This is a genomic window from Cupriavidus sp. USMAHM13, assembly GCF_001854285.1.
GTDB classification, from domain to species: Bacteria; Pseudomonadota; Gammaproteobacteria; order Burkholderiales; family Burkholderiaceae; genus Cupriavidus; species Cupriavidus malaysiensis.
On the sequence record NZ_CP017751.1, the window covers coordinates 258,111 to 271,320 of the forward strand.

Sequence of the window (13,210 nt, forward strand, 5' to 3'; positions counted from 1 at the left end):
CGCGGTTGCACCTCAAATATCCCGCTGGCGTGCAGCCGGGGCCGCTCAGATCCGCAGCGGATCCACCTCCAACTGCCAGCGCACGCCCTTCGCGGCCTCGCCGATGCCATCGAAAGTCAGCACCCATGCGCTGATAAACCTTTGCAGCGCCGCGCGCGAGTGGCTTTCCACCAGCATCTGGGCACGTTCGCGGTTGGCGACCCGCACCATCGACATCGGCACCGGATCGTGCAGTTGCACCTCGGGCGCCGGCACGCCCTGCTCCGCCTGCCGGCGCGCGGCCTGCAGGAAGGCCAGCGCCCGGTCCAGCTGGCCGTACTCGGCCGTCAGCAAGGCCTGGTAGGCGAAGGGCGGCAGGCCCGCCTGGCGGCGTTCGCGCAATTGGGCGCCAGCGAATCCATCATAGTCATGGCGGGCCAGCGCCTGCAAAGCCGGAGCGTCGGGGTAGCGCGTCTGGATCAGTACCTCGCCCGCCAGGCCGGCCCGTCCGGCGCGCCCGGCCACCTGCATCAGCGAGGCGAACAGGTGCTCGGCGGCGCGGAAGTCGTGGCTGAACATGGCGGCGTCCGGGTGGACGATGCCGACCAGCGTGACGCGCTGGAAGTCATGCCCCTTGGCCACCATCTGCGTGCCGACCAGGATGTCGACCTCGCCGGCGTGGACATCGTCGAACATGGCCTGGGCGCTGCCCTTGCGGCGTGTCGAGTCGGCATCGATGCGGGCGATGCGGGCCTGTGGAAAACGCGCCGCCAGGGCCTCTTCGACTCGCTGCGTGCCGCGCCCCAGCGGAGCGATGTCCATATTGCCGCAGTCGGGACAATGGTGCGGCACCGGCGCCTCCAGCCCGCAATGGTGACAGCGCAGCCGCCGCTCGGGCCGGTGCAGCACCAGGTAGGCGGAACAGCGCGGACAGCCGGACAGCCAGCCGCAGGCATCGCAGGCCAGCACCGGCGCATAGCCGCGCCGGTTGAGGAAGAGCAGGCTCTGCTCGCCGCGCTCGAGGCGCGCCTGCACCGCGTCCAGCAGCGGCACCGACAACCCCTCGTAGAGCGGCCGCTGGCGCTGGCGCTCGTGGTTCAGGTCGACCAGCCGCACCGCTGGCAGCACGGCGTCGGCCTGGGCGCGCTCGCGCAGCACCAGCTTGCGGTAGGCACCTTGCTCGGCGCGCCACCAGGATTCCATCGAAGGCGTGGCCGAACCCAGCACCACCGGAATGCCGAGCTGCTTGGCGCGCCAGACCGCGAGGTCCCGCGCCGAGTAGCGCAGGCCGTCCTGCTGCTTGTAGGAGGTATCGTGCTCCTCATCGACCAGGATCAGCGCCAGGCGCGGCAGGGAGGCCATGATGGCCATGCGCGTGCCCAGCACGATACGCGCCTCGCCGCGATGCGCGGCCAGCCATTGCAGGCTGCGCTCCTGCTCGGCCAGGCCGCTGTGCAGCACCGCCAGCGGCTCGCCCGGAAAGCGCGCGGCCACGCGCGCCTGCAGCTGCGGCGTCAGGTTGATCTCGGGTACCAGCATCAGCACCTGGGCGTGCGGGCCGGCGGCCAGCGCCTGCGCGATGGCGTGCAGGTAGACCTCGGTCTTGCCGCTGCCGGTGACGCCGTGCAGGAGGAACGGGGAAAAGCCCTGCGCCGCGCCGATCGCCTCGACCGCCTGCCGCTGCTCCGCATGGAGCGGCGGCGGCTCCGAGGGCGCCCGCCCGGGCTCGGTTGCCAGCAGCGGGCGGGCACGGGTCTCGGCCTCGATCCATCCAGCCTCTTCCCATTGCGCGAGGCGGGCCGGCGCGGCGCTGCACAAGGCGCGCGCCTCGCTGGCGGACAGGCCCGGCCCGCCATCCTCGCCGGCATCGTCGGCCGCGGCCGTCAGCGCCTGCGCCAATGCCATCACGCTGCGCGCACGCGCCGGCACGCTGTCGAGCAGGGCCTGGCCGGCCCCGGGCAGCAAGCGATAGAACCTGCCCTGCGCCCGCTGCGCGAGCCCCGCCCAGCCGGCGCTCTCGCGCAAAGCGGGAGGAAGGGCCGGCAGCATCACTTCACCGAGGCAGCGATGGTAGTAGCGAGCCGCAAAGACGGCCAGCGCCATCCAGTTCGCATCGAGCGGAGGCAGCCAGTCCACCTGCGCCCTCACCGGGCGCAGCCGCTCTGCCGGCACCTCGCTGCTGTCGGCACGGCCCAACACCACGCCGACCAGCTCGCGGCGGCCGAAGGGCACGCTGACGATCGCGCCGGGGGTGGCAGCGTCGCTGCCGAGGTAGTCGAAGCTGTCGGCCGCCGGCGTATCCAGGGCGACGCGCACGATGCCGGGCTCCGCGGCGGGAAACACCGCAGCCAGCCCCGCCGCGGCCGTTACGACGTCGGCCGCGCAAGCGCTGGCGGTGTCCTCGGTGGCGGGATTCACGGGTGCATTCCCCGCGCATGCGGCGGGCGGCGCACCAGGGGTGGGCGTCGCGCCGCGCCGCCCTTGTGCGCCGCCGCCGCGGGCAAATTTTGGGTGCGACGCAGCATCAACTTAAAGTAAAACATCAAATGTGCCTCTAAGTCGATGATCGATGACGGCTTTTCCACTGCCCCCTGGCTGCCTGTGGATAACTTTGTTGAAAACTGAGCGCCAGAACCCGCCAAGGCCCGTCAATCAAGGCATCCACCGGCTCGGGGTGTGGCTTAGGCGCAGATCCAATCCTTTTGAAATCAAGCACTTGCAGACACCCCTCAGATGAGTTAGGGAATAACCCGCTCTTGCACTGCGGCAAACCCATCGGTGTGCATAAGTCAAGCCTTGACAAGCAAGAAGCTGCACCGGATTGGCGAAATGGCACAAAAAAGTTTACTTGACAGCGCGTGCGCCGCGCCGTTTACGCCGCCGGCCAGGCGATACAGCCGCTCGCTGCAGCGCATGATCCCGCCGCCGCCTTGCGGCAGGCGGCGTTCCGGGATGTCACGCCTGCGCCGCACGCAGGCGCCGGCTGTGCCGGTGCACCTCGTCAACCAGGATGGTCACGTGCTCGGGCGGCGTGAACTGCGAGATCCCGTGTCCCAGGTTGAACACGTGGCCGTCGCTGCCCCCCGCTGCCGCATAGTCGTCCAGCACGCGCCGGGCCTGTTCGCGGATCGCCGCTTCAGGTGCGAACAGCACGGTCGGATCCAGATTGCCCTGCAGCGCCACGCGCCCGCCGCTGCGCCGGCGCGCCTCGGCGAGGTTGACGGTCCAGTCCAGCCCGACGGCATCGGCGCCGCTGTCGGCGAGCGCTTCCAGCCACAGCCCGCCTCCTTTGGTGAAGACGATGGCTGGCACGCTCTCGCCATCATGGCTGCGGCGGATCCCGGCCAGCACCCGCCGCATATACTCCAGCGAGAAAGCCTGGTAGATCCCGTCGGCCAGGACACCGCCCCAGGTGTCGAACAGCATCACCGCCTGGGCACCCGCCTCGATCTGCGCATTCAGGTAGGCGGTCACGGCCTGGGCGTTGATGTCGAGGATGCGATGCATCAGGTCGGGCCGCGCATACAGCATCGACTTCACGGTGCGGAAGTCGTCCGAGCCGCCGCCCTCCACCATATAACAGGCCAGCGTCCATGGACTGCCGGAGAAGCCGATCAGCGGCACGCGCTGGCGTCCGTCCTGCACCAGGGCGCGGCGGATCTCGGCCACGGCATCGAAGACGTACTGCAGCGAAGCCATGTCGGGCACGGCGAGTTGCTGGACGTCCGCTTCGGTGCGCAGTGGGCGGGCAAAGCGGGGACCCTCGCCCTGGGCGAAGGACAGGCCCAGGCCCATGGCATCCGGCACGGTCAGGATGTCGGAGAAGAGGATGGCCGCGTCCAGCGGATAGCGGTCGAGCGGCTGCAGGGTGACCTCGGTCGCATAGGCCGGATTCTTGGCCAGGCCGAGAAAGCTGCCGGCGCGCGCGCGCGTGGCGTTGTACTCGGGCAAGTAGCGGCCGGCCTGGCGCATCAGCCACAGCGGCGTGTACTCGGTCGGCTGCCGGCGCAGCGCGCGCAGCAAGGTATCGTTCTGCAAGGCGGTCATGGTCTCCCTCGTAAGACCGCCATTCTAAGGGATAGGCGGCCGGCCACCGGCGCTTCGGCGACGGCGGCGAGCGAACTCAGGCCTCGTCGAGCAGGCTGGTGAAGGACTGGGCCGCGCGGCGCATCCATTCGCGTGCCCGCGCGGCCTCAGGCTGCAGGCGTGCGAAGCCGTGCGTCATACCGGAGGCCTCGATGGTGATCACCGGCGCGCCATGGCGTACAAGGTAGTCGGCATAGGCGAGGCCGTCGTCGCGCAGCACGTCGTGCGCGGCCACCACCACCACGGTAGCGGGGGGCATGTGCCGCGGTGCGGCGCCCATCAGGTGAATGCGCGTGTCTTCCTGCCCGGCGCCGCGTGCGAGCGCCTCGTCGCCGATGAACTGCTGCCAGTACCAGGCCATTTCATCGCGCGTCAGCCCCGGGCCGGCGCCGAAGGCGCGGTAGCTTTCGCTGCTGAAGGCGGGCACCGCGGCCGGATAGATCAGCAGCTGGGCATCGACCAGGCCGGGGTGGGCAAACAGGCTGGCCTGGTTGGCGGCCTGCGCGGCCAGGTGAGCGCCCGCGCTATCGCCAGCGACCGCGAGGAAGGCGGGATCGAAGCCCAGGCGGACGCGTTGCTCGGCCAGCCACAGCAGGGAATCGCTGGCGTCGTCGCAAGGAGCGGGAAAGGGAAACTCGGGAGCCAGGCGGTACTCGACGCTGGCCACGGCGCACCCGGTATCGGCCGCCAGGAAGGCGGCCACGGAATGGTGCGTGTCGCGCGAGCCGACCACCCAGCCGCCGCCATGGAAGTACACCAGCAGCCGCGGGGAGACCTTTCCCTGGGGCCGGAACAGCCGTGCCGCCAGCGTGCGTCCGGGCAGGGGGATCTCGATCTCTTCGGTGCGCAGCATTTCCGCGTCTGGCGCGTGCGACATCAGCGCGATGTCGGCGAAACGGGCCCGCCGGTCCGCGGCATCCCGCGGCACGGGCTGGCCGGCGTAACGTTCGGCGAGGCGCTGGAAATAGGAGAGGAGCTGCGGATCGATGGCCATGGGCGGAAGTACGAGGACGCTGACTTGGGTACGCGATGGGCAGAGTGTAGCGGTGACGGGGGCGGTACTATGCTCAGCGGCGCATCCATTCGATCTTGCTGCAACGGTCCTGCACCGCCAGCAGGCCGGCCGCCCGGGCCCGCGCCGTGGCCAGCTCGTTGACGATGCCGAGCTGCAGCCAGACTCCCCGCAGTCCCAGCGCGATGGCCTCGTCGACGACCGCCAGCGCATCATCCGGCCGGCGGAAGATGTCCACCCAGCCGATCTCGCGCCCCTCGGCGCGCGCAGCCGCGACCGCCTCGGCCAGGCTCGCATGGCAAGGTTCGCCCAGGATGCGCTCGCCCGCGTGGCGCGGATTGACCGGCACGATGCGAAAGCCCTGGCGCTGCAGGAAGGCAGCCACCTCGTGGCTGGCCCGCTCCGGCCGGTCGGAAAGACCTGCCACGGCCACCGTCTTCATGGCCAGCATGGCCTGCACCGCGGACTCCATTACCGTCATCGCTTGATCTCCGGCGCCTGCGCGCCTGTCCCGTTGTTTGGTTGGCCAGCCCACATTGTGCGCCGAACGCCTGGAGCCGGCTGGCTCGCCCACCGCCGGCGCAGCAAGGCGATCGTACGCCACATGATATGGGAGGAGGATACGCCACAATATCCCGCTTCTGGTGCGGCCTGCTTTGCAACGCATTGCCAAAGCGCAGCATGCACCGCATTTCTGCAACGCTGGATGCCGATTGATGCACGTAACAGGTGTGGCGCCGATCGAGCCGCCACGCGCCAGATACGGCACAAACGGCGCAGATAAGCGGGAATTACGGTCAGATGCGGCTTTCAACTTCTTGCAAAACGATACACTTTGTTACTGCCATCCTAGGAAGTTTCCCCCACAATGGTTTCACAGTAAGCGTTTCGAATGCGCTGGCGCACGCGCCCCTTAGAGGGATTGGATAAGAAAGCCAGCTGGAAGAAAGCCCAGCAGAATGTCTGAAGTGCCTGGATCGCCCGAACAGATGAGGCTGTCCAGGCTTGCAGGATGACCCGATCGGCGACGCGGCCTTGGCCGGTACGCTCTGATGATGTGATTCCTGAACCGAACCCGTTCCTTCGAATTGACCCCTCGAAGGGATTTTCCCGTCCGCGCGGTGCCTCCCCGGCCCGCGCGTTTTTTTTGCCGGTTCAGGACGAAAGCATAGCGTGCCCGTAAGAAGAAAGGCAGCCTTCCGGCTGCCTTTTTCTCTGTCGCGCAAGAAAACAACAGTCCCGGCGCGCAAGACTCCAGCGACGCCTTAGCGACGCTTGCGGCGCAGGCGCGAGATTGCCGCGAGCTGGGCGGCGGCGACCGCCAGTTCGCTCTGCGCACGCGCCAGATCCAGGTCGCTGCTCTTGTTCTGCAGCGCTTCCTCGGCCGCGCGCTTGGCCTCTTGCGCCTTGGCTTCGTCCAGGTCGGCACCGCGGATAGCGGTATCGGCCAGCACGGTGACGTGCTTGGGCTGGACTTCGAGAATACCGCCGGCAACGAACACGAACTCTTCGCTGCCGTCTTCCTTCTCGATACGCACGGCGCCCGGCTGGATGCGCGTGATCAGCGGCGTGTGGCCGGGCAGGATGCCCAGTTCACCCGCCTCGCCCGGCAGCGCCACGAACTTCGCCTGACCGGAGAAGATCGACGCTTCCGCGCTGACGACGTCTACAAGAATGGTTGCCATGTGAATTCCTTTGTCCCGGTAAGCATCGGCTTCCCGTCGCCGGGAAGCCTGGTTTCCGTCCTGGCGCGCCACCGCTGCCGGCGCGCATCAGGACGAAGACGGTGCTTACTGGAGCTTCTTGGCCTTCTCGAAGGCTTCGTCGATCGAGCCGACCATGTAGAAGGCCTGCTCGGGCAGGTGGTCGCACTCGCCGTCCACCAGCATCTTGAAGCCGCGGATGGTTTCCTTCAGCGGCACGTACTTGCCCGGCGAACCCGTGAACACTTCCGCGACGTGGAAGGGCTGCGACAGGAAACGCTGGATCTTACGAGCGCGCGCCACGGCGAGCTTGTCTTCCGGAGCCAGTTCGTCCATGCCCAGAATCGCGATGATGTCGCGCAGTTCCTTGTAGCGCTGCAGGGTCTGCTGCACGCGGCGGGCGACTTCGTAGTGCTCGGTGCCGACGACTTGCGGGTCGAGCTGGCGCGAGGTCGAGTCGAGCGGATCGACGGCGGGGTAGATACCCAGCGCGGCGATGTCACGCGACAGCACGACGGTCGAGTCCAAGTGCAGGAAGGTGGTGGCCGGCGACGGGTCGGTCAAGTCATCCGCAGGCACGTACACGGCCTGGATCGAGGTGATCGAACCGGTCTTGGTCGAGGTGATGCGCTCCTGCAGCTTGCCCATTTCCTCGGCCAGCGTCGGCTGGTAGCCCACGGCGGAAGGCATACGGCCCAGCAGTGCCGACACTTCGGTACCGGCCAGCGTGTAGCGGTAGATGTTGTCGACGAAGAACAGGATGTCACGGCCTTCGTCGCGGAACTTCTCGGCCATGGTCAGGCCGGAAAGTGCCACGCGCAGACGGTTGCCCGGCGGCTCGTTCATCTGGCCGAACACCATGGCCACCTTGTCGAGCACGTTCGAGTCCTTCATTTCGTGGTAGAAGTCGTTCCCTTCACGGGTACGCTCGCCCACGCCGGCGAACACCGACAGACCGCTGTGCTGCTTGGCGATGTTGTTGATGAGCTCCATCATGTTGACGGTCTTGCCCACGCCGGCGCCACCGAACAGGCCCACCTTGCCGCCCTTGGCGAACGGGCAGACCAGGTCGATCACCTTGATGCCGGTTTCGAGCAGGTCAACCGAGGGCGACAGCTCGTCGAACTTCGGTGCCTTCTGGTGGATCGCGCGCTTCTCGTCCGAAGCGATCGGACCGGCCTCGTCGATGGGGCGGCCCAGCACGTCCATGATGCGGCCCAGGGTACCGTGACCGACCGGCACCGAAATCGGGGCGCCGGTGCCGCGCACGGCCATGCCGCGGCGCAGGCCGTCGGACGAACCCAGCGCGATGGTGCGGACCACGCCGTCACCCAGCTGTTGCTGCACTTCGAAGGTCAGGCCCTTCTCGGCGAACGAGGCCTCGGCGCTGTCTTCCAGCACGAGCGCGTCGTACACCTTGGGCAGCGCGTCGCGGGGGAACTCGATGTCCACCACGGCGCCAATGCACTGCACAATATTTCCGATACTCATTTCGTATCTCCGATAGCTTGAATTCTTGACGCCTCAGACGCGCATCAGACGGCGGCTGCGCCGCTGACGATTTCCGACAGTTCCTTGGTGATCGCGGCCTGGCGGGTCTTGTTGTAGTCCAGCTGCAACTCGCCGATCACGTTCTTGGCATTGTCGGATGCCGCCTTCATGGCCACCATGCGCGCCGACTGCTCGGACGCCATGTTCTCGGCCACGGCCTGGTACACCAGCGCTTCCACGTAGCGGACCAGCAGTTCTTCCACCACGGTCTGGGCGTCGGGCTCGTAGATGTAGTCCCACGAGTACGCGCGCTTTTCTTCCTCGGTCTGGGACAGCTTGTCCGCTGCCAGCGGCAGCAACTGCTCGACCACCGGCTCCTGCTTCATGGTGTTCACGAACTTCGTGTACGCCAGGTACACGGCGTCGATCTCGCCATTGGTGAAGGCATCGAGCTGGACCTTGATCGCGCCGATCAGCTTTTCCAGATGCGGGGTGTCACCGAGATGCACCACGTGCGAAACCACCTTGGCGCCGATACGGCCGAGGAACTGCATGCCCTTGGTACCGATGGCGGTCGCCTGCACCTGCACGCTGCGACCCTGCAGGTCGCGAAGCTCGTTCGTGACCGCGCGCAGCACGTTGGTGTTCAGGCCGCCGCACAGGCCCTTGTCGGTGGTCACCACGATCATGCCGGCACGCTTGACCTCGCGCGCTTCCATGAAGGGGTGCTTGAACTCGGGATTGGCTGCCGCCAGGTGCGCCGCGATATTGCGCACCTTCTCGGCGTAGGGACGGGCATTGCGCATCCGCTCCTGCGCCTTGCGCATCTTGGATGCGGCGACCATCTCCATCGCCTTGGTGATCTTGCGCGTGTTCTGCACGCTCTTGATCTTGGTTCGAATCTCTTTCGTTCCGGCCATATCTTCCTCTCCATTCACGCTGCGCCGGGCGCCACCTTGCGGCGGCGTCCGGCGCAGCGCTGCGGAATCACGTGGTTAGAACGCGGCGGACTTCTTGAAATCCTCGATCGCGGCACGCAGAGCGGCTTCGTCTTCCTTCGAGAGATCCTTGGTGTCCTCGATGCGGTTGACGAGGTCGGCGTACTTCGACTTCAGGTGGTCGTGCAGGCCCTTCTCGAACGGCAGCAGGTCCTTCACTTCCACGTTGTCGAGGAAGCCGTTGTTGGCAGCGTACAGCGACGCGGCCAGCTGCCACACCTGCAGCGGCTGGTACTGCGGCTGCTTCAGCAGTTCGGTCACGCGGCGGCCGCGCTCGAGCTGCTTGCGGGTAGCGTCGTCCAGGTCCGAGGCGAACTGCGCGAACGCAGCCAGTTCACGGTACTGGGCCAGGTCGGTACGGATACCGCCGGACAGCTTCTTGACGACCTTGGTCTGGGCGGCACCGCCGACGCGCGACACCGAGATACCGGCGTTGATAGCGGGGCGGATACCGGCGTTGAACAGGTCGGTTTCCAGGAAGATCTGGCCGTCGGTGATCGAGATCACGTTGGTCGGCACGAATGCGGACACGTCGCCGGCCTGCGTTTCGATCACGGGCAGCGCGGTCAGCGAACCGGTCTTGCCCTTGACGGCGCCATTGGTGAACTTCTCGACGTAGTCGGCGTTCACGCGGGCGGCACGCTCCAGCAGGCGCGAGTGCAGGTAGAACACGTCGCCAGGGTAGGCTTCGCGGCCCGGCGGGCGGCGCAGCAGCAGCGACACCTGACGGTAGGCCCAGGCCTGCTTGGTCAGGTCGTCATAGACGATCAGCGCATCTTCGCCGCGGTCGCGGAAGTATTCGCCCATCGTGCAGCCGGCGTAGGCGGCCAGGTACTGCATGGCGGCCGAGTCCGAAGCGGCGGCGGCGACGACGATGGTGTATTCCATCGCGCCGTGCTCTTCCAGCTTGCGCACCACGTTGGCGATCGTCGAAGCCTTCTGGCCGATTGCCACGTACACGCAGAAGACGCCCTTGCCCTTCTGGTTGATGATCGAGTCGACGGCGACAGCGGTCTTGCCGGTCTGGCGGTCGCCGATGATCAGCTCGCGCTGGCCGCGGCCGATCGGCACCATGGCGTCGATCGACTTCAGGCCGGTCTGCACCGGCTGGCTCACCGACTGGCGCGCGATCACGCCCGGCGCGACCTTCTCGATCACGTCGGTTTCCTTGGCGTTGATCGGGCCCTTGCCGTCGATCGGCTGGCCCAGCGTGTTGACCACGCGGCCCAGCAGTTCCTTGCCCACGGGCACTTCCAGAATGCGGCCGGTGCACTTGACCGTGTCGCCTTCGGAAATGTGTTCGTACTCACCCAGCACCACGGCGCCGACCGAGTCGCGCTCGAGGTTCAGCGCGAGGCCGAAGGTGTTGCCCGGGAATTCCAGCATCTCGCCCTGCATCACGCCGGACAGGCCGTGCACGCGGCAGATACCATCGGTCACGGAAATCACCGTGCCGGTGTTGCGCACTTCAGCGTCGGCGCCAAGGCCCGAGATGCGGGACTTGATCAGCTCGCTGATTTCTGAGGGGTTCAGTTGCATCACAATGCTCCTAATTCTTCAATCCGTCGGCCGGTGCGCTCAATGGCGCATCATGCGGTCAGCGCGGCTTGCATGGAAGCCAGGCGCGCGCGCACCGAGGTGTCGAGCACTTCGTCGCCGACCTTGACGCATACGCCGCCGATCAGGGACGGGTCGACCGCCACCTTGGGTTGCAGCTTGCGGCCGAACTTGCGCTCGAGCGCGGCGACCAGGTCGTTCAACTGGGCACCTTCCATCGGGAAGGCACTGGTGATCTCGACATCGGCCGAACCTTCGCGGGCGTTCTTGAGCACATGGAATTGCTCGGCGATCTCCGGCAGCACGATCAGGCGGTTGTTTTCCACCAGCAGCTGGACGAAGCGCTTGGCTTCGTCGTTGACCGGAGACTTCAGCACCGAGAGGAACGTCTCGGCCAGCTTCTCGCCGGGCACGTTCGGATCGGTGGCGAGCGCCTGCATGTCGGGGTTGGCGGCAACCTGCCCCATCTCCGACATCAGCTCGGACCATGCACCCAGATTGCCTGCGCTCGATTCGCTGGCGGCGCGGAACAGCGCCTCAGCGTAGGGACGGGCAATGGTTGCGGTTTCTGCCATGATTAGAGCTCAGCCTTGAGTTGGTTGAGCAGATCGGCGTGGACCTGCGCATTCACTTCACGCTTGAGGATCTGCTCGGCACCCTTGACGGCCAGCACGGAGACCTGGTCGCGCAATTGCTCGCGCGCCTTGGTGACCTGCTGCTCGGCGTCGGTCTTGGCCTGGGCGATGATGCGCGCGGCTTCGGCCTGAGCGTTCTGCTTGATCTCGTCGGCGACCAGCTGGGCGCGCTTCTCGGCGTCGGCAACGCGCTGCGCGCCTTCCGTGCGGGCTTCGGACATGGCCTGGTCCACGCGCTTGTTGGCGAGTTCGAGCTCAGCCTTGCCCTTCTCGGCGGCGGCGAGGCCATCGGCGATCTTCTTTGCGCGTTCGTCGAGCGCCTTCACCAGCGGCGGCCAAATGAATTTGGCAACAACCCACCACAGGATGAAGAACACGACCATCTGCGCAAGAAACGTTGCGTTCAGATTCATGGTGTGTTCCTTTCGGTAATCAAACTACAGATAAATGCGCAAAAGGCGGCCAGGCTGGTGGCCCGCGCCGCCCGTCAGCATCATGCAGACCGAAAAGAATTACTTGATGACAGCCAGCAGCGGGTTGGCGAAGGCGAACAGCATGGCCACACCCACACCGATCAGGAATGCCGCGTCGATCAGGCCAGCCAGCAGGAACATCTTGGTCTGCAGCGGGTTCATCAGCTCGGGCTGACGTGCGCAGGCTTCGATGTACTTGCCACCCATCAGGGCGATACCCAGGCAGGCGCCGATTGCGCCCAGACCGATGATGATGCCGATGCCGATAGCGGTCAGACCCTGGATGTTGGCGAGAAATGCTTGCATGATGACTCCTTTAATTTAGAGAGACTTAGAACCAAAAAACCAAAAAACCAAAAACCGGAAATCAGTGGTGATCGTGTGCCTGGCCGATGTACACCAGCGTCAGCATCATGAAAATGAAGGCTTGCAGCAGCACGATCAGGATGTGGAAGATCGCCCACACGGCACCCGCCAGCACATGGCCGACGAAGCCCAGCGCGCTCAGGTCGGCGCCGAAGGTCCACATCGAACCCAGCAGTGCGATCAGCAGGAACACCAGTTCGCCGGCGTACATGTTGCCGAACAACCGCATGCCGAGCGAGACGGCCTTGGCCAGGAACTCGATGATGTTGAGGACCAGGTTGAACGGGGCCAGATACCACTTGGCGCCGAACGGGGCCGAGAACAGCTCGTGCATGAAGCCGCCCGCGCCCTTGATCTTGAAGCTGTAGTAGATCATCAGGATCAGCACCGAGAACGACATGCCCAGCGTGCCGTTCAGGTCGGCCGTGGCGACCGCGCGGTGGTGCGGCAGGTGCAGGTGGAAGATGCCGAGGAAGCTGTTGAGGCCGGTGACCCAGTCGACCGGGATCAGGTCGACCGCGTTCATGATGGTGATCCAGCAGAACACCATCAGGGCCAGCGGGGCGATCCAGGAACGGTCACCGTGGATGATGCCCTTGGCCTGGTCGTCGACCATCTCGACGATCATCTCGACGAAGGCCTGGAAGCGGCCCGGCACGCCGGCGGTAACGCGGCGCGCGGCGATCATCAGGAAGCCGACGGCGATCAGGCCGCACAGCACCGACCAGAAGATCGTGTCATAGTTGAGAACGCTGAAGTCGACCACGGAGGCTTGCTTGCCGCCGATGGAGTTCAGGTTCTGCAAGTGTTCGGCGATATAGCCGGAGGGTGTCAGCGCGTGTTCCGCGCCCGGGATGGCTTCAGACATGTCGAACGAACGGTATATTGAGAAATCTGCCGCACCGGCGCG

The 13,210-nt window shown here is 66.1% G+C and carries 12 protein-coding genes; all 12 read right to left on the reverse strand.

Going from position 1 to position 13,210, the window contains the following annotated elements; all coding sequences use genetic code 11:
* Positions 1 to 45 precede the first annotated feature (45 nt).
* Positions 46 to 2,331, reverse strand: a complete 2,286-nt coding sequence (locus tag BKK81_RS01265) for a primosomal protein N' (protein ID WP_071015892.1) — start codon at positions 2,329 to 2,331, stop codon at positions 46 to 48.
* 603 nt (positions 2,332 to 2,934) lie between these two features.
* The gene (hemE, locus tag BKK81_RS01270; protein ID WP_071010382.1) at positions 2,935 to 4,026 is read right to left on the reverse strand and encodes a uroporphyrinogen decarboxylase; all 1,092 of its coding nucleotides are present in this window, start codon (positions 4,024 to 4,026) and stop codon (positions 2,935 to 2,937) included.
* A 76-nt stretch (positions 4,027 to 4,102) separates the two neighbouring features.
* Positions 4,103 to 5,059 carry an alpha/beta hydrolase gene (locus BKK81_RS01275; RefSeq protein WP_071010383.1) on the reverse strand — a complete coding sequence of 319 codons (957 nt, stop codon included), beginning with the start codon at positions 5,057 to 5,059 and terminating at the stop codon, positions 4,103 to 4,105.
* Positions 5,060 to 5,132: 73 nt separating this feature from the next.
* Positions 5,133 to 5,558: a CoA-binding protein gene (locus BKK81_RS01280; protein ID WP_071010385.1), complete on the reverse strand. Its 426-nt coding sequence runs from the start codon at positions 5,556 to 5,558 to the stop codon at positions 5,133 to 5,135.
* Positions 5,559 to 6,342: 784 nt separating this feature from the next.
* Positions 6,343 to 6,762: a F0F1 ATP synthase subunit epsilon gene (locus tag BKK81_RS01285; RefSeq protein ID WP_071010386.1), complete on the reverse strand. Its 420-nt coding sequence runs from the start codon at positions 6,760 to 6,762 to the stop codon at positions 6,343 to 6,345.
* Positions 6,763 to 6,867: 105 nt separating this feature from the next.
* Positions 6,868 to 8,271 (reverse strand): F0F1 ATP synthase subunit beta, encoded by a 1,404-nt coding sequence (gene atpD / locus BKK81_RS01290; RefSeq protein WP_071010388.1) that lies wholly within the window; start codon positions 8,269 to 8,271, stop codon positions 6,868 to 6,870.
* A 44-nt stretch (positions 8,272 to 8,315) separates the two neighbouring features.
* Positions 8,316 to 9,191, reverse strand: coding sequence for a F0F1 ATP synthase subunit gamma (gene atpG, locus BKK81_RS01295; protein WP_071010390.1), 876 nt, complete (start codon positions 9,189 to 9,191; stop codon positions 8,316 to 8,318).
* Positions 9,192 to 9,266: 75 nt separating this feature from the next.
* Positions 9,267 to 10,808, reverse strand: coding sequence for a F0F1 ATP synthase subunit alpha (gene atpA, locus BKK81_RS01300; protein ID WP_071010392.1), 1,542 nt, complete (start codon positions 10,806 to 10,808; stop codon positions 9,267 to 9,269).
* Positions 10,809 to 10,858: 50 nt separating this feature from the next.
* Positions 10,859 to 11,401 carry a F0F1 ATP synthase subunit delta gene (locus BKK81_RS01305; protein WP_071010396.1) on the reverse strand — a complete coding sequence of 181 codons (543 nt, stop codon included), beginning with the start codon at positions 11,399 to 11,401 and terminating at the stop codon, positions 10,859 to 10,861.
* Positions 11,402 to 11,403: 2 nt separating this feature from the next.
* A complete protein-coding gene (locus BKK81_RS01310) occupies positions 11,404 to 11,874 on the reverse strand; it encodes a F0F1 ATP synthase subunit B (RefSeq protein ID WP_071010398.1) in 471 nt (156 codons plus the stop codon).
* Between the two features lie 99 nt (positions 11,875 to 11,973).
* A complete protein-coding gene (atpE, locus tag BKK81_RS01315) occupies positions 11,974 to 12,240 on the reverse strand; it encodes a F0F1 ATP synthase subunit C (RefSeq protein WP_013958389.1) in 267 nt (88 codons plus the stop codon).
* A gap of 61 nt (positions 12,241 to 12,301) precedes the next feature.
* Positions 12,302 to 13,168, reverse strand: a complete 867-nt coding sequence (atpB, locus tag BKK81_RS01320) for a F0F1 ATP synthase subunit A (RefSeq protein WP_071010400.1) — start codon at positions 13,166 to 13,168, stop codon at positions 12,302 to 12,304.
* Positions 13,169 to 13,210: the final 42 nt, after the last annotated feature.